The organism is Bradyrhizobium sp. ORS 285 (assembly GCF_900176205.1).
Taxonomy (GTDB): Bacteria; Pseudomonadota; Alphaproteobacteria; order Rhizobiales; family Xanthobacteraceae; genus Bradyrhizobium.
The window spans coordinates 6,202,269-6,223,089 of the sequence record NZ_LT859959.1; the positions used below are offsets into that span (position 1 = coordinate 6,202,269).

General features: G+C 66.1%; 19 protein-coding genes. 9 read left to right on the forward strand and 10 right to left on the reverse strand.

Annotated elements, in window-relative coordinates; genetic code table 11:
- Positions 1-34 precede the first annotated feature (34 nt).
- The gene (locus BRAD285_RS27915; protein ID WP_006613065.1) at positions 35-1,741 is read left to right on the forward strand and encodes an outer membrane beta-barrel protein; all 1,707 of its coding nucleotides are present in this window, start codon (positions 35-37) and stop codon (positions 1,739-1,741) included.
- Between the two features lie 139 nt (positions 1,742-1,880).
- Here the strand turns inward: BRAD285_RS27915 and BRAD285_RS27920 are convergent, their stop codons facing one another.
- The 3 genes from BRAD285_RS27920 to hemH form a co-directional block, all read right to left on the reverse strand.
- Positions 1,881-2,327, reverse strand: a complete 447-nt coding sequence (locus tag BRAD285_RS27920; RefSeq protein WP_006613066.1) for an NfeD family protein — start codon at positions 2,325-2,327, stop codon at positions 1,881-1,883.
- 13 nt (positions 2,328-2,340) lie between these two features.
- Positions 2,341-3,345: an SPFH domain-containing protein gene (locus tag BRAD285_RS27925; protein ID WP_006613067.1), complete on the reverse strand. Its 1,005-nt coding sequence runs from the start codon at positions 3,343-3,345 to the stop codon at positions 2,341-2,343.
- Positions 3,346-3,534: 189 nt separating this feature from the next.
- Positions 3,535-4,602 (reverse strand): ferrochelatase, encoded by a 1,068-nt coding sequence (gene hemH / locus BRAD285_RS27930; RefSeq protein ID WP_006613068.1) that lies wholly within the window; start codon positions 4,600-4,602, stop codon positions 3,535-3,537.
- Between the two features lie 109 nt (positions 4,603-4,711).
- Between hemH and BRAD285_RS27935 the strand changes: the two genes are divergently transcribed.
- Entirely contained in the window at positions 4,712-5,119 is a 408-nt protein-coding gene (locus BRAD285_RS27935; RefSeq protein WP_006613069.1) for an MAPEG family protein, read from the forward strand.
- A gap of 209 nt (positions 5,120-5,328) precedes the next feature.
- Positions 5,329-7,395, forward strand: coding sequence for a squalene--hopene cyclase (shc, locus tag BRAD285_RS27940; protein WP_006613071.1), 2,067 nt, complete (start codon positions 5,329-5,331; stop codon positions 7,393-7,395).
- A 579-nt stretch (positions 7,396-7,974) separates the two neighbouring features.
- Here the strand turns inward: shc and BRAD285_RS27945 are convergent.
- From BRAD285_RS27945 to BRAD285_RS27955, 3 genes are read right to left on the reverse strand one after another with little or no spacing between them, the layout of a single operon-like run.
- On the reverse strand, positions 7,975-9,219 hold the full coding sequence (locus BRAD285_RS27945) for a nickel/cobalt transporter (RefSeq protein WP_006613072.1): 1,245 nt from the start codon (positions 9,217-9,219) through the stop codon (positions 7,975-7,977).
- The gene (locus BRAD285_RS27950) at positions 9,216-9,851 is read right to left on the reverse strand and encodes a DUF1007 family protein (protein WP_006613073.1); all 636 of its coding nucleotides are present in this window, start codon (positions 9,849-9,851) and stop codon (positions 9,216-9,218) included. The genes BRAD285_RS27945 and BRAD285_RS27950 overlap by 4 nt, the downstream gene beginning before the upstream one ends.
- Before the next feature lie 10 nt (positions 9,852-9,861).
- A complete protein-coding gene (locus BRAD285_RS27955) occupies positions 9,862-11,943 on the reverse strand; it encodes a M3 family metallopeptidase (protein ID WP_006613074.1) in 2,082 nt (693 codons plus the stop codon).
- A gap of 125 nt (positions 11,944-12,068) precedes the next feature.
- Between BRAD285_RS27955 and BRAD285_RS27960 the strand changes: the two genes are divergently transcribed.
- The 6 genes from BRAD285_RS27960 (at position 12,069) to BRAD285_RS27985 (ending at position 17,025) form a co-directional block, all read left to right on the forward strand.
- Positions 12,069-12,329 carry a hypothetical protein gene (locus BRAD285_RS27960; RefSeq protein WP_006613075.1) on the forward strand — a complete coding sequence of 87 codons (261 nt, stop codon included), beginning with the start codon at positions 12,069-12,071 and terminating at the stop codon, positions 12,327-12,329.
- Between the two features lie 675 nt (positions 12,330-13,004).
- A complete protein-coding gene (locus tag BRAD285_RS27970; RefSeq protein WP_006613076.1) occupies positions 13,005-14,147 on the forward strand; it encodes a type III PLP-dependent enzyme in 1,143 nt (380 codons plus the stop codon).
- Positions 14,148-14,323: 176 nt separating this feature from the next.
- Positions 14,324-14,911 (forward strand): GNAT family N-acetyltransferase, encoded by a 588-nt coding sequence (locus BRAD285_RS27975; RefSeq protein ID WP_006613077.1) that lies wholly within the window; start codon positions 14,324-14,326, stop codon positions 14,909-14,911.
- Entirely contained in the window at positions 14,899-15,060 is a 162-nt protein-coding gene (locus tag BRAD285_RS35930) for a hypothetical protein (RefSeq protein WP_172889829.1), read from the forward strand. Before BRAD285_RS27975 ends, BRAD285_RS35930 begins: the two co-directional genes overlap by 13 nt.
- Positions 15,061-15,155: 95 nt before the next feature.
- Positions 15,156-15,545 carry a RidA family protein gene (locus tag BRAD285_RS27980; protein ID WP_006613078.1) on the forward strand — a complete coding sequence of 130 codons (390 nt, stop codon included), beginning with the start codon at positions 15,156-15,158 and terminating at the stop codon, positions 15,543-15,545.
- Between the two features lie 55 nt (positions 15,546-15,600).
- Positions 15,601-17,025: a homospermidine synthase gene (locus BRAD285_RS27985; protein ID WP_006613079.1), complete on the forward strand. Its 1,425-nt coding sequence runs from the start codon at positions 15,601-15,603 to the stop codon at positions 17,023-17,025.
- 338 nt (positions 17,026-17,363) lie between these two features.
- On the opposite strand, the gene BRAD285_RS27995 is transcribed toward BRAD285_RS27985, so the two are convergent.
- The 4 genes from BRAD285_RS27995 to BRAD285_RS28010 form a co-directional block, all read right to left on the reverse strand.
- Positions 17,364-17,672 (reverse strand): hypothetical protein, encoded by a 309-nt coding sequence (locus BRAD285_RS27995; RefSeq protein WP_006613080.1) that lies wholly within the window; start codon positions 17,670-17,672, stop codon positions 17,364-17,366.
- Positions 17,673-17,816: 144 nt separating this feature from the next.
- A complete protein-coding gene (locus tag BRAD285_RS28000) occupies positions 17,817-18,836 on the reverse strand; it encodes a WD40 repeat domain-containing protein (RefSeq protein ID WP_006613081.1) in 1,020 nt (339 codons plus the stop codon).
- Entirely contained in the window at positions 18,836-19,876 is a 1,041-nt protein-coding gene (locus BRAD285_RS28005; protein ID WP_035647175.1) for a GTP-binding protein, read from the reverse strand. The genes BRAD285_RS28000 and BRAD285_RS28005 overlap by 1 nt, the downstream gene beginning before the upstream one ends.
- A gap of 69 nt (positions 19,877-19,945) precedes the next feature.
- Positions 19,946-20,815 (reverse strand): metal ABC transporter substrate-binding protein, encoded by an 870-nt coding sequence (locus BRAD285_RS28010; protein WP_006613083.1) that lies wholly within the window; start codon positions 20,813-20,815, stop codon positions 19,946-19,948.
- Positions 20,816-20,821 lie beyond the last annotated feature (6 nt).

Consider the following 20,821-nt stretch of genomic DNA (forward strand, 5'->3'; position numbering starts at 1 on the left):
GCGATATGCATGATTTTGTTGGAGTTTTCAGATCGTGGGGTGGAGGCCTGACAGCGGCCGCAGGGGGCGCGCGATGCGGCGCGGCGTCTCCGCCGCGTGCCTGCTGCTCGGCGCGCTCGGCCCCGACGCGGCTCGGTCCCAGACCCTCGACGTGCTCCGCCCCGTCCGCGACGGCTTCCTCGCCCCGCAAGATTCGCCGCTACGTCGCACGGCGGTGAGCGGCCTTTCCGACGCCGTCCCAACGCCGGGCGTCCCGGCCTCCCCTGCTCCGCCTAGCTCAGCCTCATCCGCCAACCGCGTTCCGCTGCCGGGCGTACCTGCCGCCAGCGGCGCGGCCGATGTCGGCTATGATTCGCTGAACCGCACGCGTAAGAAGGCGAAATACTATCCCGCGCAGCCGCGGCCCAAGCCGGCGCCTGGGCCAGGGACGCGGCCCTCCGGCGAGCTGATCGGGCAGCTGCGCCCGACGTTGCCGCCCTCGGCCTCCGCCAACCGGCAGCCGATCCCGCCGGGGATGGCCGGCACCGTGCCCGGCCAGCCGCCGCGCAAGCGTCTGCGGATCGACGACGACCCGTTCGGCGCAGTCGGCGACTATGTCGGGCCGTTCCTGGTGAAGGGCGCGGTGGAGCTGTCGGCCGGCTATGACAGCAACCCGGCGCGCCTCGCACGGCCGCGTGGCATGCCGGCCTGGATGATCGCGCCGGAATTTCTGGCGGTGTCGAACTGGGAGCGGCATGCGCTCGTCGCCGATCTGCGCGGCTCGTTCACCGGTTATGGCAGCACCCTGCCGGCCATCATGGATGGCGGCATCAATTCGGCGCCGACCACGCTCGACCGCCCGGATTTCACCGGCCATGTCGACGGCCGCCTCGATGTCACCCGCGATACCTCGGTCGGCGCGCAGCTCCGCCTGCGCGCGGCGACGGACAATCCCGGCAGCCCGAGCGTCCAGGCCGGCTTGGCGCGTTATCCAGTCTACACCACGCTCGGCACCACCGTTGGCTTCGACCAGCGCTTCAACCGGCTGCAGATCTCGGCCGGCGCCGCCGCCGACCGCACCAGCTATCAGCAGAGCAAGCTGACCGACGGCACGATGACGTCGAACGACGACCGCAACTACAACCAGTTCGGCGGCATCGGCCGAGTGTCCTACGAGGTCACGCCGGCGCTGAAGCCGTTCGTCGAGGTGCAGGGCAACACCCGCACCTACGACCTGCAATACGATCGCTCCGGCTATCAGCGCGATTCCGCCGGCGGCTATGCCAAAGCCGGCACCTCGTTCGAGTTCACGCGGCTGCTGACCGGCGAGCTCTCCCTCGGCTACGCCACCCGCAGCTACACCGATCCACGGCTCGACCGGCTGCAGGGCTTCTTGACCTCAGCCTCGCTGGTGTGGTCGGCGACGCCGCTGACGACCGCGCGGTTCTTCTCCGACACGCAGGTCGCCGAGACGACAGTCGCCGGAGCCTCCGGCGTGCTGGTGCGCACCTACACCGTGCAGGTCGACCACGACTTCCGGCGCTGGCTGACCGGCATCGGCAAGTTCACCTTCGGCACGCTGGACTATCAGGGCTACGGCCGCAACGACCGCACCTATTCGGCCGAGGGCAACCTCGTCTACAAGATGACGCGCAGCCTGTGGGTCAAGGGCACGCTGCGGTATGACAAGCTGGACTCGAATATTGCGGGCGCGGCGTCGTCGGGGACGGTGGTGATGTTGGGCGTGAGGCTGCAGAATTGAGCCCCGCTCTCTCCACGTCATTGCGAGGAGCAAAGCGACGAAGCAATCCAGGGCTGCACGTGACGCTCTGGATTGCTTCGCTGCGCTCGCAATGACGCGGTTGGAGCGTCGCTTCAATCAAGCAACATCGCCCGCAGAACTACGCCGCGGTCACAGTCAAATGCGCGCCGTCCGCATGTACGATCCTCACGCGGCTGCCCGCAGGCGCGTCAGGGCCTGCCACGCGCCACACCGTGTCGTCGATCCGCACCGTGCCGTTGCCGTCGATGATCGGCTTCTCCAGGGTGAACTCACGCCCCACGAGCGCGGCCGAGCGGCGGTTGAGGAACGGGTTGTCGCCGGCCTCCGCCGTGCTCCTGCGCGCGACGTGCCGCCACAGCGGCACGGCGGCGATCGCAAACAGCGCGAACATCAGGATCTGTAGCTGCCAGACGGGCGCGAAGCCAAACGAGATCACGCCGACCACGACCGCGGCGAGGCCTAACCAAATCAGGAACACGCCCGGCGCGAGCAGCTCCAGCGCCATCAGGATGACGCCGAAGATCAGCCAGTTCCAGGTGCCGAGCGTCACGAACATGTCGCTCATGATGACCTCCTGCTTACGCCTGCGGCGGCACAGGTGGCTTCGGCGGCGTGCCTGCCGGCGGCACCGAGCCGCCGCGGCGCGCGGCCGCCACCGCCGAGGCTGAGCTCTCGCCGAACGTCGCCTTGGCGATCTCGCCGATACCGGCGAGCGAGCCGAGCATGCCTGTGGCCTCGATCGGCAGCATGATCACCTTCTGGTTCGGAGAATCGGCGAGCTGGCCGAACGCCTTGATGTATTTGTCGGCGATGAAGTAGTTCAGCGCCGCGACATCGCCCTTGGAGATCGCATCCGACACCATCTGCGTCGCCTTGGCCTCGGCTTCCGCCGAACGCTCGCGCGCCTGGGCGTCGAGAAACGCTGATTCGCGCCGGCCTTCCGCCTGCAGGATCTGACTTTGCTTGGCGCCCTCCGCGCGCAAAATCTCCGACTGCCGCTGGCCTTCGGCCTGCAGGATGTCGGCGCGCTTGACGCGCTCGGCCTTCATCTGCCGGCCCATCGCCTCGACCAGATCAGCCGGCGGCACGATGTCCTTGATCTCGATGCGGTTGACCTTGAGACCCCACGGCGACACCGCAGCGTCGACGACACGCAGCAGCCGCTCGTTGATCTCGTCGCGATGCGACAGCACCTGGTCGAGATCCATCGAGCCCATCACCGAGCGGATGTTGGTCATGGTCAGCGTGATGATCGCCTGGTTGAGGTTGGCGACCTCGTAGCTCGCCTTCGCCGCATCGAACACCTGGTAGAAGGCGACGCCGTCGACCGTCACGGTGGCGTTGTCCTTGGTGATGACCTCCTGCTCGGGGATGTCGATCACCTGCTCCATCATGTTGATCTTGCGCCCGATGCGGTCGAAGTACGGGACGATGATGTTGAGGCCCGGCGACAAGGTGCGGGTATATTTGCCGAACCGCTCGACGGTCCAGTCGAACCCCTGCGGCACGGTCTTCACGCCGGAGTACAGCGTGAAGATAACCAGCAGCACCAGCGCTATGGCGAAAATGTCGAAACCGCTCATGGATCCTCCAAGGGAGGAGACAGTCGTCTCCTCACCAACCTCTGCAGCAATCACAATCTGGGGATTGCTACATGATTTTGTCGGGGGTCCGTGAGGCGCGGTTCAGGAACATATTTTCGACGGCCGCGGGGCGGTCGATCTTGTGCCGAGGTGGAGCTTACCTAGACGGCCGACAATACCGCTGCCGGCTCAGAGCCAGCCCTGCAGCTCGCGCAGGACCAGCTGCCGCAGCACTTCCATGCCCGGCGCGCTGTCGTTCAGGCACGGCACGGCGGAGAATTCCTCGCCGCCATTGTGCTTGAAGATCTCGCAGTTCTCACCGGAGATTTCCTCGAGCGTCTCCAGGCAGTCGGCGGCGAAGCCCGGCATCACCACGGCGATGCGCTTGACGCCGTCCTTGGCGAGCTTCTCGATGGTCTTGTCGGTGTAGGGCTGCAGCCACTCAGAGAAGCCGAAGCGCGACTGGAACGTCAGCAGCAGCTTGGTGTCGTCCATGCCGAGCCGCTTGCGCAGCAGCTCGGTGGTGGCGACGCACTGCTCGCGATAGGGATCGCCCTTGTCGACATATTCCTTGGGCATGCCGTGGAACGACGCCACGATCAGCTCGGGCGTGTACGGCAGCGTCTTGAGGTGCTCCTCGATCGAGACCGCCAGCGCCTCGATGTAGAAATCATCGTTGTAATACGGCGGCGTCACGCGGATGGTCGGCTGCGCCCGCATCTCGGTCAGTACGCGGAACGCCTCGTCGCAGACGGTCGCCGAGGTCGCGGCCGAATATTGCGGATACAGCGGCACCACCAGGATGCGGTCGCATCCCCTGGCCTTCAGCCCGTCGATCCCCGCCTTCATCGACGGATTACCGTAGCGCATCGCCCAGTCGACGATGACGTGGCTGCGATCAGACATCGCGGCGGCGAGCTTGTCGCTCTGCGCGCGCGTGATCGTCTTCAGCGGCGATTCGTTTTTCTCGGTGTTCCAGATCGAGAGGTAGTCTTTCGCCTTCTTGCGCGGCCGAACGTTGAGGATGATGCCGTTGAGGATGATCTTCCACAGCAGGCCCTGGTCCTCGATCACGCGGCGATCGGACAGGAATTCCTTGAGATACACGCGCACGCCGGCGGCATCCGCCGTATCCGGCGTGCCCAGATTGACGAGCAGCACGCCGACCCGCTCCGTCTTCGCGGCGGGTGACGGATTCAAATCGACAGACTTGGCCTCGACGGGCCTGGCATTGTCGAGAGAGATGGCGGCGGTCATGATGCCCGTGACTGGTGAAGGGCGTGGCTTGGCGGCTTGTTTCGACATTGTCAAGATAAGGGCCATTTCACCGATGTCATCGGGTTGGAGGAGCCGGGCTGGAGGAACCATGACGATTGCTGAGCTATGCATTTTCGCCAGCGTAATGCTCTACCTCGTAACGATCGTGCCGGCGAAATGGATCAGCGTCGACGGCGCCGGGCGCTACGACAATGCGCGGCCCCGGGATCCCGCCTTTTATGACGGCGGCATCCGCGAGCGGGCGCTGGGTGCCCATCAGAACGGCATCGAGGCGTTCCCGTTCTTCGCCACCGCTGTGCTGCTGGCCGAGTTCCGCGGGGCGCCGCAAAACCTGATCAATGAGCTGTCGGTGCTGTTCGTGATCGTCCGCGTCGCCTATGTGCTGACCTATATCGGCGACCGGCCGTCGCTGCGCTCGATCCTGTGGGCGATCGGCTTCCTGATCACGGTCGGCATCTTCTTCCTGCCGCTGCTGCGCGTTTACCTGCCGGTCTGAGCCCCGCCGCCCGGCGTGAGAGGCGTCACATCGCAGTCCCCATGCGGGTGCTAACCAAGAGCGCGGAAGACCTCCGTCCGTACGCCCTTTGTTTCCCATCTGATCTCGTCGGCTACGGCCAGTTGATTGGATTTGGCAGTAAAATTCCCTATAGGGCGGGGTGAATTCGACGGCTGTCGCGGCGCTCTCAGGCCGCCAGAGGGATTGTGATGACTGTGACCAGCTCGGCCTCCGCGCGCGCGGCGCGCGACCCGGGAAATTATCAGACCGCCCTGCAATCGACGGTCCGGGCGGCTTCGGACTGGCTGATCGCCAACCAGAAGCCGGATGGCCACTGGGTCGGCCGTGCCGAATCCAACGCCTGCATGGAGGCGCAATGGTGCCTCGCGCTGTGGTTCATGGGGCTCGAGGACCATCCCTTGCGCAAGCGCCTGGGCCAGTCGCTGCTCGACAGCCAGCGCCCGGACGGCGCCTGGCAGGTCTATTTCAACGCGCCCAATGGCGACATCAACGCCACCGTCGAGGCCTATGCCGCGCTCCGCTCGCTCGGCTTCCGCGACGATGAGCCGCCGGTGCGCCGCGCGCGGGAATGGATCGAAGCCAAGGGCGGCTTGCGCAACATCCGCGTGTTCACGCGCTACTGGCTGGCGCTGATCGGCGAATGGCCGTGGGAGAAGACGCCGAACATTCCGCCCGAGGTGATCTGGTTTCCGCTCTGGTTTCCGTTCTCGATCTACAATTTCGCACAATGGGCCCGCGCCACCTTGATGCCGATCGCGCTGCTGTCGGCACGGCGGCCGAGCCGGCGGCTGCCGCCGGAGAACCGGCTCGACGCGCTGTTTCCGCGCGGGCGCGACGCGTTCGACTACGAGCTGCCGGTCAAGGCCAATGCCGGCGGCTGGGACAAGTTCTTCCGCGGCGCCGACAAGGTCCTGCACGCGCTGCAGAACCTCGGCAACAGGCTCAATCTCGGCCTGTTCCGCCCGGCCGCCACCAGCCGCGTGCTGGAGTGGATGATCCGCCACCAGGATTTCGACGGCGCCTGGGGCGGCATCCAGCCGCCCTGGATCTACGGACTGATGGCGCTCTACGCGGAGGGCTATCCGCTCAACCATCCCGTTCTCGCCAAGGGCCTCGATGCGCTGAACGATCCCGGCTGGCGCGTCGATGTCGGCGAGGCAACCTACATCCAAGCCACCAACAGCCCGGTGTGGGACACGATCCTCACTCTGCTCGCCTTCGACGATGCCGGCGTGCTCGGCGACTATCCCGAAGCGGTCGACAAGGCCGTCAACTGGGTGCTCGCGCGCCAGGTGCGCGTGCCCGGCGACTGGTCGATGAAGCTCCCGCATGTCAAGCCCGGCGGCTGGGCGTTCGAATACGCCAACAACTACTATCCGGACACGGACGACACCGCGGTGGCGCTGATCGCCCTCGCCCCGCTGCGCCATGATCCCAAATGGAAGGCCAAGGGCATCGACGAGGCGATCCAGCTCGGCGTCGACTGGCTAATCGGCATGCAGAGCCAGGGCGGCGGCTGGGGCGCGTTCGACAAGGACAACAACCAGCAGATCCTGACCAAGATCCCGTTCTGCGATTACGGCGAGGCGCTCGACCCGCCGTCGGTCGACGTGACAGCGCACATCGTCGAGGCGTTCGGCAAGCTCGGCATCTCGCGCAATCATCCGTCGATGGTGCGCGCGCTGGACTATATCCGCCGCGAGCAGGAGCCGAGCGGCCCGTGGTTCGGCCGCTGGGGCGTGAACTACGTCTACGGCACCGGCGCCGTGCTGCCCGCTCTGGCCGCGATCGGCGAGGACATGACCCAGCCCTATATCGGCCGCGCCTGCGACTGGCTGGTCGCAAATCAGCAGGCCGATGGCGGCTGGGGCGAGAGCTGCGCCTCCTACATGGACATCTCAGCCGTCGGCCGTGGCACGACGACCGCGTCGCAGACGGCGTGGGCGCTGATGGCCCTGCTCGCCGCCAACCGCCCTGATGACAAGGACGCCATCGAGCGCGGCTGCATGTGGCTGGTCGAGCGCCAGTCCGCCGGCACCTGGGACGAGCCCGAATTCACCGGCACCGGCTTCCCCGGCTACGGCGTCGGCCAGACCATCAAGCTCAACGACCCCGCGCTGTCGGAGCGCCTGATGCAGGGCCCCGAGCTCTCCCGCGCCTTCATGCTGCGCTACGGCATGTACCGCCATTACTTCCCGCTGATGGCCCTCGGCCGCGCGCTGCGGCCGCAGGGGCATGGGTCGGCGGAGCGGTGATGCGGCACAAGCAACTAACAACTATAGCCTCCGCACGGTGCCCGTGATTGCGCCCTCTCCCCTTGTGGGAGAGGGCATGTAGGACAGCGCCGCAAACTCGGTTGGGTGAGGGGTCCCTTTCCAAGAGCGCGAATCGCCGAGAGAGCCCCCTCACCCGACCGCATGCTCGGATAGGCCATCGATGCCCTCTCCCACCCCGGCGAAGCTTCGCTTCGCCTTGGGGGAGAGGGCGCTGTATCGCGCAGCGAGTTAGCTGCAACAGCGAAGATGTTCTAGGTCCGCGCGGTTGCCATGCCACGCTGACCGGCAATGAGGCACGCTATCGCCACGCACTCCGCTGTCGTCCCGGGCTTGACCCGGGACCCATAACCACAGGGAGAAGTTTGAGGCAGGCGTGTAGTTAAAGGCTCGCTCAATCACAACCGCCGCGGAGTATGGGTCCCGGCTCAAGGCCGGGACGACACCATTGTTGTTGCGCGATCGTTGCCCTTCTCCACCGCTGTCATGCCACGCTGAGGCGGGGCATCCAGTACGCTGCGGAGGTGTTTGGCAGAAGCATCGTAGCTGAGCGCAGCCTACTCAGAAGCAGGTGGTCCGTTCCGCTGCCATGTAGCCGAACAGCAGGCCGACACCGAACAGCAGCACCAGCCCGGCCGCGCCGAACTCCAGTCCCCGCATGATCAGCGCGCCGCCGCCGTCGCGGCCGGCGCTGAGGCGGCGGGCGAGGTCTTTGGCGGCGACCGCGATGACGGCGATGGTGGCGACGGTGATCGCCGTGCCCATGCCCATCACGATGGTGGCGGCGACACCGGCCCAGAACATGCCCTGCGCGAGCGCGAACACCAGCACCAGGATCGCGCCCGAGCACGGGCGGATGCCGGCGGCGAAGATCGCCTGGAAGCCGCGCTGCCAGCCGCCGGGGCCGGCAAGCTCGCTCGGCGCCGGGCCGTGGGAATGGCCGCAGCCGCAATCGTCGCCGTGGACATGATCGTGGTGAGCATGATCGTTGTGGACGTGATCGTGGTGCGCGTGACCATGCGCTGCGGCAGCAGGCGTGTGAGCATGACCATGGCCGTGGTGATGATCGTGTCCATGATGGTCGTGCCCATGATGATCGTGCCCATGATGATCGTGCCCATGATGATCATGACCATGGTGATCATGCTGAGGCCCGCGATGCTGATGATCATGCGCATGGCCGTGATCATGACCAGCATGCGCCACCGCGCCCGCAGGCGCACCGGCTAACGCGAGCGCCGGCGCCGCCGGCTGCCAAATCCGCAGGAACGCCGCGCCCTTCACCCACACCAGCCGCGCGCCGAGCAGCGCGATCAGGCCGTAGCTTGCGATCTCCACCACTTTCTCGGCGCTGCACATGCTGGCCGCCGTGGCGTTCAGCAGCACCGCGCCGACGCCGACGATGGCGACCGCCACCAGCGCCTGCATCAGGCCCGAGACGAACGACAGCACGATGCCGCGCTTCGCCGTCTCCTGATTGGCGACGAGATAGGAGGCGATCACCGCCTTGCCGTGGCCAGGCCCCGCCGCATGGAAGATGCCGTAGGCGAAGGAGATCACCAGCAGCCACCACACCGCCGAGCCGTCTTCCTTGGCCGCGCGGATCGTCCCCGACATCTGCCGATAGAACTCCGACTGCTTGGCGAGCAGCCAGCCGACGATGCCGCCAACCTGCGGCTCGTCCGCCGGCGCGCCGAACGGAGACTTGGCGAGCAGCACATGCGAGGCGGCGTCGGCAGCCAACAGCGCCGCGAGGATCGCGGCGCAAGTGAGAAACGGTCGGGCGGAGCTGGGGCGAGGCGTCATGGACATTCCACTGAGATCTTGTTGGCGAAGTTCATTCCGAAATTGGCGTTCGCCCCGCCGCTCAGGAATGTCTGCTCGTTCATGGTCTGCGCGACGGATCCGCCGTCGCTCGGTCTCACCAGGCCGAGCTTGCAGCCTGCGGGAGCGCTGACCAGCTTGACGGGATCCTTCTCCGCCATCTGGAAATCGATGAAATAGCTGGGATCGTAGACCTCGACCTGGAGCTGGCTGGGCTTCACCGGCGCCTTCAGCGGCAGGGTGAAGTGCAGGGTCAGCTTGGTGTCCTTGTATTCGAGGTAGTAGTCGACGGGATCGACGAGCTTCTGCTTGCGGCCGTCCGCCTTCACGAAGGTGAAGTAGGCGTATTCCTTCAGCGACTCGGCGTTGGTCTGGGCCAGCGGCGCCAGCTCCTCCCTAGTGTAGACGCCCTTCTGCTTGGTCTCGAGCCCCTGCAGCGCATAGGTCGCGAACATGTCGTCGAAGGTCCAGGCATGGCGCACGCCGGTCACCGTGCCATCGGCTGCATAAAGCAGCTCGCTGGTCGCGGTGACCCAGACATGCGGATGAGCGCTCGCCGCACTCGCGCCGAGCACGAGCGTCAGCGCCGCGAGAACGACACGAACCACCGCCATCACCTTCACCTCAAGCCGCCGCGGGGATATCGAGCAAGCCGCGCCGGCGCAGCAGCGCGTCAGGCTCGGGCTCGCGGCCACGGAAGGCGACGTAAGCCGCCTCCGGATCGAGCGAGCCGCCGGAGGAGTAGACGTTGTCGTGCAGCCGCTTGGCGACGGCGGGATCGAAGATGTTACCGGCTTCCTCGAAGGCACCGAAGGCATCCGCATCCATCACCTCCGACCACATGTAGCTGTAATAGCCCGCCGCGTAGTGGTCTCCCGAGAAGATGTGGCCGAATTGGGTCGGCCGGTGGCGCAGCGCGATCTCCTTGGGCATGCCGATCTTCTCCATCTCGGCCCTCTCGAACGCGCGCACGTCCTTCGACGCCGCAGCCGGCTGGGTGTGGAACTCCAGGTCGATCAGCGCGGAAGAGACGAACTCAACCGTCGCGAAGCCCTGGTTGAAGCGGCGCGCCGCCAGGAAGCGCTCCAGCAGATCCTGCGGCAACGACTCACCGGTCTGGTAGTGCTTCGCGAAGGTCTGCAGCACCTCCGGGCGCTCCTGCCAGTGCTCGTAGAGCTGCGACGGCAGCTCGACGAAGTCGGTGAAGACAGACGTGCCGGACAGCGACGGATAGGTCACGTTGGAGAGGATGCCGTGCAGGCCGTGGCCGAACTCGTGGAACAAGGTCCGGGCATCGTCCGGCGAGAGCAGCGACGGCTGGCCATCGGCGCCCTTGGCGAAGTTGCAGACATTGATGATCAAGGGCGCGGTGTCGCCGTCGAGCTTCTGCTGGTCGCGCAGCGACGTCATCCAGGCGCCTGAGCGCTTCGAGGGCCGCGCGAAGTAGTCGCCGTAGAACAGCGCCTTGTGGCGGCCATCAGCTTCCTTGATCTCCCACACCCTGACGTCCGGATGCCAGACCGGGATGTCCTTGCGCTCGGCGAAGGTGATGCCGAACAGCCGCGTGGCGCAGTCGAAGGCGGCCGCGATCATGTTGTCGAGCGAGAGATACGGCTTGATCGCGGCATCGTCGAAGTTCGCCTTCGCCTGGCGCAGCTTCTCGGCGTAATAGCGCCAGTCCCAGGCCTCGAGCTTGAAGTTGCCGCCCTCTTCCGTGATCAGCTGTTGCAGCTGGTCGCGATCGGCCAGCGCCTTGGCGCGGGCCGGCTTCCACACGCGCTCCAGCAGGCCGCGCACGGCCTCCGGCGTCTTCGCCATGGAGTCCTCGAGGCGATAGGCCGCGAAGTTCGGGAAGCCCATGATCTTGGCGGACTCCTCGCGCAGCGCCAGGATCTGGCCGATGACCGCATTGTTGTCGTTGGCATTGCCATTGTCGCCGCGCGCGGTGAAGGCCTTGAACACCTTCTCGCGCAGGTCGCGCCGAGCCGAGCTCTGCAGGAACGGCTCGACCGAGGAGCGCGACAAGGTCACGATCGCCTTGCCCGGCATGGCGCGCTCCTCCGCCGCAGCCTTGGCGGCCGCGACGAAGCTGTCCGACAGGCCAGCGCGGTCATCCTCGCCGAGCTCCAGGAACCAGTCCTGCTCGTCGCCGAGCACATGATGGCTGAAGGTGGTGCCGAGTTGGGCGAGCTGCTCGTTGATCTCGGCCATGCGCGCCTTGGCCTCGTCCTTGAGGCCGGCGCCGGCGCGACGGAAGCGGGTGTAGGTGCGCTCCAGCAGCCGCTGCTCCTCGCCGGTCAGGGTGAGCGTCTTGCGGTTGTCGTAGAGCAGCGCGATGCGACCAAACAGCACGGCGTTCATCATGATCGGGTTCCAGTGCCGCGCCATCCGCAGCGACACTTCCTTGTCGATCTCCAGGATCGCCGGATTGGAGTGCGCCGAAACCAGGTCGTAGAACACCGCCGCGACCTTCGACAGCAGCTTGCCCGAGCGCTCCAGCGCCGTGATGGTGTTGGCGAAGTCCGGCTCGGCCGGATCATGCGTGATCGCGGTGATTTCAGCGGTATGGTCGGCAAAGGCGCGCTCAAAGGCCGGCAGGAAGTGCTCGGGCCTGATCGCATCGAAAGGCGGTGTCTGGTGCGGGGTGTCCCAGGCCACGAGCAGCGGATTGCTCTGGGCGTCGATCGAGGCGGTCGTGTCGGACATCGGCTCTTGCTCTCCGGATCAAACAGGCGCCCCTCTTACCACGGAGCCGGTCCTTTTTGGGTCATTTCCCCTTGAAGGCCGGGGCCATTTCGGAGAGATTGCGCCCCTCAAAAGGACCCTGGACCATGAGCGCTGACAGCACCTCGAAGCCCGCCCGCCAGATCGCCTGGCAGAGCGTGATCACCGTCATCTCGGCGGCGATCCTGATCGGCGCTGAAGTGTTCGGCGCGGCCTTCGCCGGCGGCTGGGCGCTGGCGATTCTGTTCGGGCTCGGCGACCAGGGCGCACATATCCTGCAGGCCGTGCTGTTTGCGATCGGCGTGTTCGTGATGATCGGCTTCATCCGCGGCGCACAGCGCATCGAGCCGTTCACCAAGCGCGCGTGAACAGCACAAAACACTGTCCTGCAAGGGTGAACGCGTTACGAAAGTTTAAGCTCGCTTAACGTTCGTTCAGACACCGCGCTGCTCTGTGTGTCGCGCAAGCACAGATTAGGGAAATCTTTCGCCGCGCCCAAAAATTCCTTGCGAACGAAATTCAAAACGCATATTTCCGGTCTTGCCCAATTTCGCACGTGCCTGTGGTCGTGTGTCAGTCGGTAGGTATCCGGACAAGAGGCCGGACAGCCGCCAAGGGATGAGGAACCGAGGGGCGCTCGGATCGTTGCGATCAAGATCAGTTCGATCGAGATCGTCATGCTCCAGGAGCCCAGCATCTCTCTCAAGAGATGCCGCTGAAGGTCACCCCATCTTTTGCAACCGTGACTGGCAGCCGGAGGCGAACCGGCGCACCCCGCTCTCAACGGGGGACGCGACTTAAAGCAACGACGGATCGGGCTTTTTTGGTCTCTACCGGCAGTCCAACGCCGGCGCGGGCTACTGAAAAGGCTTGTCCTTCATTGCCAGGTGTGCGGGCGGGAAATTCCCAACCAATCCACGGCAGCACAATTCGGCTTCGGGTTCGAGGTCTTGTCGCCTTTCCATCGGGCAGCAAGGCCAAGGCACCCGTGTCGGGATCATTTTGAACGGGCCACGTCGCAAACGGGCCGTTTGGAGGGTGCTATGACCGAACGTATCCGGGAATTCCTGCGCAATCGCCGTGAGGAAGGTCTGGACCACGAGCCCTGTCTCGTTGTCGACCTCGACATCGTGCGCGACAACTACATGAACTTCGCCCGGGCGTTGCCGGACAGCCGCGTGTTCTACGCGGTGAAGGCCAACCCGGCGCCGGAAGTGCTGTCGCTGCTGGCCTCGCTCGGCTCCTCCTTCGACACGGCGACCGTCGCCGAGATCGAGATGGCGCTGGCCGCCGGTGCGACGCCGGATCGCATCTCCTATGGCAACACCATCAAGAAGGAGCGGGACATCGCGCGCGCTTACGCGCTCGGCATCCGCCTCTTCGCCGTGGACTGCGCCGCCGAGGTCGAGAAGATCGCGCGCTCGGCACCGGGCGCCAAGGTGTTCTGCCGCATCCTGTACGATTGCGCCGGCGCCGAGTGGCCGCTGTCGCGCAAGTTCGGCTGCGATCCGGAGATGGCCGTCGAAGTGCTGGACCTGGCGAAGCGCCTCGGCCTCGAGCCGTGCGGCATCTCGTTCCATGTCGGCTCGCAGCAGCGCAAGGTGAAGGCGTGGGACCGCGCGCTGGCGATGGCCTCGACGGTGTTCCGCGACTGCGCCGAGCGCGGCATCAACCTGACCATGGTCAACATGGGCGGGGGCTTCCCGACCAAGTACCTCAAGGACGTGCCGCCGGTCGTGCAGTACGGCCGCTCGATCTTCCGTGCACTGCGCAAGCATTTCGGCAACCAGATCCCGGAGACGATCATCGAGCCGGGCCGCGGCATGGTCGGCAATGCGGGGATCATCGAGTCGGAAGTGGTGCTGATCTCGAAGAAGAGCGACGAGGACGAGCTGCGCTGGGTCTATCTCGACATCGGCAAGTTCGGCGGCCTCGCCGAGACCATGGATGAGTCGATCCGCTACGCCATTCGCACCCCGCATGAGGGCGCGGAGACGACCCCGTGCGTGCTCGCCGGCCCGACCTGCGATTCGGCCGACGTGATGTACGAGAAGCTGCCGTATCCGCTGCCGGTGACGCTCTCGATCGGCGACAAGGTGCTGATCGAGGGGACCGGTGCGTATACGTCGACCTACTCGTCGGTGGCGTTCAACGGCATCCCGCCGCTGAAGACGTATCACATCTGATTTGGCTGGCTGCCTCACCCGCGCGGTGAGGCGATGAAAAGCCCGGGTGGGGCTGTCCCCTACCCCGACCCTCCCCCGCAAGCGGGGGAGGGAGCGACAGACCGTCACCTTCAACCTGACATCACGTGTTTGCGCGCGGGCATGAGCTCGCCGCGCAGGCCGGGGACTGACGTGCCATGACCGCTTTTCGCATCCAACCTGCGCCCCCTCGGACTGCCGCTCCGTTCGTGATCCGCAGCGAGCGTGCCTCCGACGTCGCGGCGCGCGAGACGCTGCTCGACGTGTGCTTTGGCGACAACCGCCATGAGCGCACCTGCCAGCGCCTGCGCGACGGACGCGCGCCCGCCGCAGGCCTTGCCCTGTCGGCGATGCGCGGCGGCAAGCTCGTGGGAACGCTGCGGTTGTGGCACGTCAGCGCCGGCGGTCGCGATGCGCTGATGCTCGGGCCGCTGGCGGTCGCCGCGGAGGCGCGCAGCCTCGGCGTCGGTGCGGCGCTGATGAACGCGGCGCTGATGATCGCGGCGTCGCGCGGCCATGGCGCGGTGATCCTGCTCGGCGATGCGCCCTACTACGCCCGCTTCGGCTTCTCCGTTGCCAAGACGACCGAGCTGGAGCTGCCCGGCCCGTTCGAGCGCGCGCGCCTGCTCGGCCTCGAACTCGTCGAGGGCGCCCTGGACGGCGCCACCGGCATGATCGTCGCCACTGGCGCGCCGGAGCGCAAAGCCCGCCGCCGCAAGGAGCGGCCGCTGCCATGCGCGGCGTGAGGACGGAGGCGGCAGCTCAGCCGCCGCGGCGGACGTGGCTCCCCACGCTGGTGCTGATCCTGCTCGGGATCATGATCGTCCGCGACATCGTGGTGCGACGCTGGTCGAGCAGCCCGCCCGCCGGACCCGACGTCACCCGCCTGCGTTAGGCATGCCGGCACTGCGCGCCGCAGCCGTCCCGCCAGGGGTTGCGCAGGTGCAGCAAAAGCTCTTTAACCCCCGAAAATCCCCCGACGAGGTGCCCATGGCCCGCCGTTTGATCTCTACCGGATCACCGTTCGAGAAGACCGCCGGCTACAGCCGCGCGGTGATCGATGGTGATTTCGCCTTCGTCGCCGGGACCACTGGCTATGACTACAGCACGATGACGATGCCGGCCGATGTCACGAGCCAGTCACGCAACTGCTTCAACACCATCGCGGCCGCCCTGCAGGAGGGCGGATTCGAGATGGCCGACATCGTCCGCGCGACCTATTACCTGACCGACGTCGCCGACGCCGATGCGCATTTCGCGGTCTGCGGCGAGGTCCTCGGCGACATTCGTCCGGCCGCAACGCTGCTCATCGTCGCGGGCCTCTACAAGCCCGAGATGAAGGTCGAGATCGAAGTCACCGCCAAACGGCGCAGCGCCTGACGCAGCGTCCCTCAATCCACGAACGCGAAAGCACCTGTCCGGAGACCATCCCCTCATGAGCTCGCAGATCCACGCGAAAATCACCGGCCCCATCGTCATGATCGGCTTCGGCTCGATCGGCAAGGGCACCCTGCCCCTGATCGAACGCCATTTCGATTACGACAAGAGCCGCTTCGTCATCATCGATCCGCATGATGACGGCGAGCTCGCGAAGAAGCACGGCGTGCGCTTCATCCAGCAGGGCGTGACCCGCGACAATTACCGCGAGCTGCTGGTGCCGCTGCTCACCGAAGGCGGCGGCCAGGGTTTTTGCGTCAACCTGTCGGTCGACACCTCCTCGGTCGACATCATGACGCTGTGCCGTGAAATCGGCGCGCTCTACATCGACACCGTCGTCGAGCCGTGGGCGGGCTTCTATTTCGACAAGCAGATGGGCGTCGAGCAGCGCTCCAACTACGCGCTCCGCGAGACGCTGCTGGCCGCCCGCCGCAAGAGCCCGGGCGGCACCACCTCCGTCTCGACCTGCGGCGCCAATCCCGGCATGGTCTCCTGGTTCGTCAAGCAGGCGCTGCTCGACATCGCCCGGGACACCAAGACCGAGATCGTCGAGCCGAAGAGCCGCGAGGGCTGGGCGCAGCTGATGCAGAAGCTCGGCGTCAAGGGCGTGCACATCGCCGAGCGCGACACCCAGCGCTCCAAGAACCCGAAGCCGATGGACGTGTTCGTCAACACCTGGTCGGTCGAGGGCTTCGTCTCCGAGGGCATGCAGCCGGCCGAGCTCGGCTGGGGCACGCATGAGAAGTGGATGCCGGACAACGGCCGCTGCCACACCGAGGGCTGCGGCGCTGCGATCTATCTGCTGCAGCCGGGCGCCAACACCCGCGTCCGCTCGTGGTGCCCGACGCCGGGCGCGCAATACGGCTTCCTGGTGACCCACAACGAGTCGATCTCGATCGCCGACTACTACACGGTGCGCGACGGCGACAAGGTGGTGTACCGCCCGACCTGCCACTACGCCTATCACCCGGCGAATGACGCGGTTCTGTCGCTGCACGAGATCTTCGGCGCCACCGGCAAGATGCAGGAGAAGTGGCACATCCTCGACGAGAACGAGATCGTCGACGGCATCGACGAGCTCGGCGTGCTGCTCTACGGCCACGGCAAGAACGCCTATTGGTACGGCTCGCAGCTCTCGATCGAGGAAACCCGCCGCGTCGCGCCGTACCAGAACGCCACCGGCATGCAGGTGTCCTCCGCCGTGCTCGCCGGCATGGTCTGGGCGCTGGAAAACCCGACCGCCGGCATCGTCGAGGCCGACGAAATGGACTTCCGCCGCTGCCTGGAAATCCAGACGCCGTATCTCGGCCCGGTGAAGGGCTACTACACCGATTGGACCCCGCTGAATGACCGTCCGGGCCTGTTCCCGGAGGACATCGACACCTCCGATCCTTGGCAGTTCCGCAACATCCTGGTGCGGTAAATCCCCGCTGTCGTCCCGGCCTCGAGCCGGGACCCATACGCCGTGACGCGTATGTGGCGGAAGGTGGAGCTGTTAGCAGGCCCCACACTTCTGCCTGTGGTTGGGTCCCGGCTTTCGCCGGGACGACAACGGAATTTGTCGCCGCATTCGCGCGCCGCTCTCTCCTCCGTCATGGCCGGGCTTGACCCGGCCATCCACGAAGCCGCACGGGCGGAAAGACGTGGATGCCCGGGTCTTCGCCGCGCCGAAGCGGCTTCGGCCGCGCAGGCGGGACAAGCCCGGGCATGACGATGTTGAGGCAGTATGCGTGCTGTCGAGCACTGTCTCGCAGCGCCCAGCTACTTCTTCTCCATCGGCGGCGCGACCTTCTCGGCAGGTGCCGGCGGCAGCGCGGGCTTGGCGCCTTCCTGGACGGCGGACGTGTCCGGTCGCGCGGGCTCCGGCGCCGGAGTGGTCGGGCGGGTGCCGCCGGGCTTGGATTCGGCTGGCGTCGCGGATGGCTCCGGCGTCGCCTGAGCCATGTGGTCGAGATGGCCGGCCTTGATCTCGGTGAACGAGATGATCGCCACCAGCGCGCCGACGCCAAGCAGGCCGGCTGCAAGCCAGAGGTCGCGGCGCAGAGTGCGTTTGCTGTTGATCGGGGCCATCCGTTGTCCTCCGCATCCTCCGACGCGCATACACCACCGCATGTGGCGCTCGCATCGGATCATGCGCGGAACAACGGACTGATAGCGGCGAGGTTCCCATTTGGGCCTGCGCCGCTATGCCCCATTAACCACTGGAACGGTCCCTCAGAGCCGCAGCAGCCCGGCCTCGCCGCTTTCGTCGGAGAACGCGAGCCAGGTTCCCGCCGCGTTCCAGCCCAGCGCCGCCACCGGCGGCGTCTCGTTCCGCCGCACCAGGATCTCGGCGCCGTCCTGCATCCGCACCATCAGCACGGTGCCGTCCTCGTAGCCGCAGGCCAGGATGTCCTGCTTGGGATGGCAGGCCACCGCCGTGACCTTGGCCTTCATCGGCGCCAGCATCGCCGGCTCCTTGCCCATCGGACCGTCCTTGCCGACGAACGGCCAGAGGATGACCATGTCGGCGCCTGACGTCGCGAGGAAGCGCCCGCCACTGCCCCACGACATCGACTTCACCCGCGACGGATAGCCGGTCATGCGCATGTGCCTGCTATCAGCAAGCCGCCAGCCATGCAGCGCCGGCTCGTGCATCGCGGTGACCAGGAACTTGTTGTCCGGGCTGAAGGTGACGGCGTGATGCGATCCCGCCCAGCCCAAAAATTCCGGCTCGCCCGCCATGTTGGGAAACCACAACGTCGCGCCGTTGTAATGCGCGATCGCGAGCCGCAGGCCCTTCGGCGCGAACGCCAAGCCGCCGGCGGTCGAGGGCACTTCGAGCGACTTCTCCTCGCCCTTCGGCGCGCGCACGAAGGCGGTCTTGCCGACCGACCAGGCGATGGCGCCGTCCGGATGCACGGCGACATTGTCGATCCAGCGCCGCTTCGGATCGGTGGCGAGCACGCTCACGCTGCCTGCCTTGTCGAGCGACGAGACCTTGCCGTCATCGCCGCCGAACAGGATGCGCGAGCCGTCCGACACCGCCGACAGGATGCCGCCACTGGTGACCTCGAGCTTGCTGACCTCGCCCTCGGGATCGACGACGGCGACGCTCTCCTCGGTGCCGACGAAGGCCGCGCGATCGCCGAGATAGTGCACTGATGTGACCGCCATGCCGAGCGAGACCGGCTTCACCTTGTCGGTCACGGACACGATGGATGCGGCCTCGCCGCCCGTATCGAAATTGCTCATCAGGTCACGATGCAGCGTTCGAAGCCTTCGCGGATGGCGTCTTCCGGCAGCTCGCGGCCGATGAAGACGACGCGGCTCTGTCGCGCCTCGTCCGGCTTCCACTTCCGCTGGTGATCCCCCTCCAGCATCATGTGCACGCCCTGGAAGACGTAGCGGTCGTCATCGTCCTGGAACGCCAGGATGCCCTTGGAGCGCAGGATCTTGCCGCCTTCGGTCTGCACCAGGTTCTGCAGCCACGGCATGAACTTCGACGGATCGAGCGGCTTGTCGGAGCGCAGCGACAGCGACTGCATCTCCTCATCGTGATAGTGCTTCAAGCCATGGTCATGATGGTGGTGATGATCATGGCCGTGGTCGTGATCATGATGGTGATGATCATGATCGTCGCCGGCGTTAAGGAATTCCGGCTCGATCTCCAGAATGCGATCGAGATCGAACGCACCGCGCTCCAGCACGTCCGAGATCGCGATCTGGCAGCGCTCGGTGCGATGCAGCCGGGCGTAAGGATTGATCGCGCGGATGCGCGCCTCGACCTCGGCCAGCTCCGGCTTGGTGACGAGATCGGTCTTGTTGAGCACGATGACGTCGGCGAACGCGATCTGGTTCTTGGCCTCCGGCGCATCCTTGAGCCGGTCCGACAGCCACTTGGCGTCGGCGACCGTGACGACGGCATCGAGCCGCGCATTCTTCTGCACGTCCTCGTCGACGAAGAAGGTCTGCGCCACCGGCGCCGGATCGGCGAGGCCCGTGGTCTCGACGATGATCGCGTCGAACTTGCCCTTGCGGCGCATCAGGCCGGAGATGATGCGGACGAGGTCGCCGCGCACGGTGCAGCAGATGCAGCCGTTGTTCATCTCGAACACTTCCTCGTCGGCGCCGACGATGAGGTCGTTGTCGATGCCGATCTCGCCGAACTCGTTGACGATGACGGCGTACTTCTTGCCGTGGTCTTCGGAGAGGATGCGGTTGAGAAGCGTGGTCTTGCCGGCGCCGAGATAGCCGGTCAGCACCGTTACGGGGGTCTTGCTCGCGTCGGACATGCGCACTCCGAAAAACTGAGATCGCGTCGAAAAGGCTCAAAAGCACGGACAGCCGCGAGGGCCAGAACCCTAACGGACAAGCGCGCTCGTCAGGGCCCTTATATTGTGCCTGACCATGGCAATGTAAGTGGGAACGGGGCCGTTTTCCGCGCTCAGGGCGTCCGAATACAGCGTGCCGCCGATCTTCGCCCCGGTCTCGGCCGCGATGCGGCCGATCAGCCGGTCGTCGTTGAAATTCTCCAGGAAGACGGCCGGGATCCCGGCTTTTTTCACCTGGCGGATGATCTCGGCGACGTCGCGGGCCGACGGCTCGGTCTCGGTGGAGACGCCGAGCGGGGCGATGAACGCGATGCCATAGGCATCGGCGAAATAGCCGAACGCGTCATGAGTAGAGATGACCTTGCGCCGCTCGGCCGGGATCTTGTCGACCTCGGTCCGGACCTCGCGGTCGAGCGCATCGAGCTCGCCGAGATAGCGCGCGGCATTGGCCTTGAACGTCTCGGCATCGGCCGGATCGGCGGCCACCAGCGCGTCGCGGATGTTTGTCACATAGACCTTGGCATTGCCGACCGACTGCCAGGCATGCGGGTCGGCATCCGAGCCGCGCTTGCGCGGCGTGATGCCCTGTGTCGCCACGATGATCGGCGCCTTGCTGCCGGACGCCTGCTGCAGCCGCGGCAGCCAGCCTTCGAGGCCGAGGCCGTTGACGATGAGGAGCTTCGCTGCGCCCACTTCCTTCGCGTCATGCGGCGTCGGCGTGTAGACGTGCACGTCGCTGTCCGGCCCGACCAGCGAAGTGACGGCGACCTTGTCGCCGCCGACCTGGCGGACGAAATCCGCTGTTATCGAGAAACTGGTGATGACGCTCAGCTTGGTGTCGGCGGATGCGGGGACCACGAGCGACAGGAGCAGGCCAAGGACGGGCAGCAGACGTTTCATGGAGAT

Coding starts and splice junctions, on each gene's coding strand:
- BRAD285_RS27920 (WP_006613066.1), bottom strand. CDS start 2,327: ATGAGCGACATGTTCGTGACGCTCGGCACCTGGAACTGGCTGATCTTC.
- BRAD285_RS27925 (WP_006613067.1), bottom strand. CDS start 3,345: ATGAGCGGTTTCGACATTTTCGCCATAGCGCTGGTGCTGCTGGTTATC.
- hemH (WP_006613068.1), bottom strand. CDS start 4,602: ATGACCGCCGCCATCTCTCTCGACAATGCCAGGCCCGTCGAGGCCAAG.
- BRAD285_RS27935 (WP_006613069.1), top strand. CDS start 4,712: ATGACGATTGCTGAGCTATGCATTTTCGCCAGCGTAATGCTCTACCTC.
- shc (WP_006613071.1), top strand. CDS start 5,329: ATGACTGTGACCAGCTCGGCCTCCGCGCGCGCGGCGCGCGACCCGGGA.
- BRAD285_RS27945 (WP_006613072.1), bottom strand. CDS start 9,219: ATGACGCCTCGCCCCAGCTCCGCCCGACCGTTTCTCACTTGCGCCGCG.
- BRAD285_RS27950 (WP_006613073.1), bottom strand. CDS start 9,851: ATGGCGGTGGTTCGTGTCGTTCTCGCGGCGCTGACGCTCGTGCTCGGC.
- BRAD285_RS27955 (WP_006613074.1), bottom strand. CDS start 11,943: ATGTCCGACACGACCGCCTCGATCGACGCCCAGAGCAATCCGCTGCTC.
- BRAD285_RS27960 (WP_006613075.1), top strand. CDS start 12,069: ATGAGCGCTGACAGCACCTCGAAGCCCGCCCGCCAGATCGCCTGGCAG.
- BRAD285_RS27970 (WP_006613076.1), top strand. CDS start 13,005: ATGACCGAACGTATCCGGGAATTCCTGCGCAATCGCCGTGAGGAAGGT.
- BRAD285_RS27975 (WP_006613077.1), top strand. CDS start 14,324: ATGACCGCTTTTCGCATCCAACCTGCGCCCCCTCGGACTGCCGCTCCG.
- BRAD285_RS35930 (WP_172889829.1), top strand. CDS start 14,899: ATGCGCGGCGTGAGGACGGAGGCGGCAGCTCAGCCGCCGCGGCGGACG.
- BRAD285_RS27980 (WP_006613078.1), top strand. CDS start 15,156: ATGGCCCGCCGTTTGATCTCTACCGGATCACCGTTCGAGAAGACCGCC.
- BRAD285_RS27985 (WP_006613079.1), top strand. CDS start 15,601: ATGAGCTCGCAGATCCACGCGAAAATCACCGGCCCCATCGTCATGATC.
- BRAD285_RS27995 (WP_006613080.1), bottom strand. CDS start 17,672: ATGGCCCCGATCAACAGCAAACGCACTCTGCGCCGCGACCTCTGGCTT.
- BRAD285_RS28000 (WP_006613081.1), bottom strand. CDS start 18,836: ATGAGCAATTTCGATACGGGCGGCGAGGCCGCATCCATCGTGTCCGTG.
- BRAD285_RS28005 (WP_035647175.1), bottom strand. CDS start 19,876: ATGTCCGACGCGAGCAAGACCCCCGTAACGGTGCTGACCGGCTATCTC.
- BRAD285_RS28010 (WP_006613083.1), bottom strand. CDS start 20,815: ATGAAACGTCTGCTGCCCGTCCTTGGCCTGCTCCTGTCGCTCGTGGTC.